We start from the raw sequence: 818 nt of genomic DNA on the forward strand, positions 1-818 counted from the left end.
ATATCAGCGCTACCTGCATCAGCGTCATTTGGATTTATAGACAAATTGACGCGTATGTTTACAAGTGTAGATACTATGGAGAAGTATAATAAACTTTACAACAAATACGCGAGTGAATCATATATTGGCTCTACGCATTCTGAAAAGATACTCGAAGCAAAAGAATATGCACACAGACATGGATACACCGAAACTGATTTTATATTGAAACGTCATCTATGGGTTATTTATTGCGGACGCTATGTGAATTTATTGCGGGGTGATTATAATATATTGATGTCACATACGGATCTACCCATGGCTCTACCCAATGTGATAGATCATTTACGCAGGAAATATCTTTGGAAGCCAATGTATTTTATGTGGGCATATAACGAATCAAATAACAGCAAAAATCCAATGATTTATTATGCGAAAGAATTTCTTAAAACTACGAAGGACCCTGAATTTGACTTAGAAGAACAAATTACTGATCTAGTATATAATGTGAGAAACGGTTATTATGAAACGATTGAATTACTAAAGAAACGTTGCAACACCATAGAATGGATATACTATATAATGAAACCGTAATAGAGATTGTCATTTAACGATCAAAATGTTTCTGAAGAGCATTAAGAGCAACGCGTAATGAATTCACAAGGTGCGGTAGCATTTGATCTTCTATAACGAGGGACTGTAACGCAGCATGAAGATTATACTGTCTATAGAGGCATTGGGCTTCTTTTAGTGCCTCTTGCATGTTTATAAACTGCTCTGTTGCAAATTCTACCCATTTATCTCTTGCCTTATCATCAGATGATGATGGCATTTCGTCA

At 35.5% G+C, this 818-nt stretch carries 1 protein-coding gene and 1 pseudogene; one reads left to right on the forward strand and one right to left on the reverse strand.

Going from position 1 to position 818, the window contains the following annotated elements:
* On the forward strand, positions 1-573 hold a 573-nt coding region (locus ACFIL3_RS10670; protein WP_375682269.1), incomplete at its 5' end, for a hypothetical protein.
* A 13-nt stretch (positions 574-586) separates the two neighbouring features.
* Here ACFIL3_RS10670 and ACFIL3_RS10675 read toward each other — a convergent pair.
* Positions 587-818 (reverse strand): annotated as a pseudogene (locus ACFIL3_RS10675) (hypothetical protein); the annotation flags it as partial.

Origin of the sequence: Bartonella sp. CE47NXGY (genome assembly GCF_042195415.1) — a bacterium.
GTDB lineage: Bacteria > Pseudomonadota > Alphaproteobacteria > Rhizobiales > Rhizobiaceae > Bartonella.